Genomic DNA, 696 nt, shown 5'->3' with positions numbered 1-696 from the left:
TTATACTGGTTTGGCTCCTCGTTCGTGATAAGCCCCACCTGACGAGGACCTGCCCAATTCTCGGCCACCAATCGCTCATAGATCGGCAAGCTGACTACACTTACAGTGATATCCATCTCATCGCCCCAAAATCCGACGAAATTTCCCTTGGTGTCGTGGCTCATGCCCTCGCGGGAGGTATCCCTAATCCCCAACGACATCTTTCTTCTGAGTCTGGTTGTACCTGGCCATGGCGACAGAACGCGGATTTCGAGAGTATCTTTAAATGCGTTTCAAGCCCCGGCTTGCGCGGGGCAACCCAATCTTGCGCATGCCGGCCGCACCTTCAATAGTCAGGCACTGCATGGCCGGCAAAGGTCCTTGTTTTTTGAAAATGCCAAGCGCTAGTTTTTGAGCTGAGCGACCGCGAGCAGCGTGTCGGCGCTGATGCCGGCCGAGGACGAACCGCCGAACAGCGACAGGACCGGGTCCTGCGTGGTGTCGTTGGCCACATCGTACATGGCGGTGAAGCGGGAGATGAACTGCTTGAGCTTATCGGGATCCTGCAGATCATCGAGCTTGAGGTATTTGTCGACCAGAGCCTTCTGCTTATCGACGTCCATGGAGGACATTTCTGCGGGCAGGTCGAATGTGGTGCGGAAGACTTCGAGCAATGCGGTGTCGCCGAGGACGTCGTAACCCGAATTGAGCGTCGGC

Annotated in this window: 1 protein-coding gene; it reads right to left on the bottom strand. The window is 56.2% G+C overall.

All coding sequences use genetic code 11. From position 1 onward, the window contains the following. Positions 1 to 383: 383 nt before the first annotated feature. The coding region (locus tag AC1D0P_RS26620; RefSeq protein WP_477679473.1) for a DUF1217 domain-containing protein at positions 384 to 696 on the bottom strand (313 nt) is incomplete at its 5' end.

The sequence above is a fragment of the Polaromonas sp. P1_G2 genome (assembly GCF_056405515.1).
The sequence above is the reverse complement of the archived record's forward strand: the minus strand, read 5'-3'. Positions and strand labels throughout refer to the sequence as shown.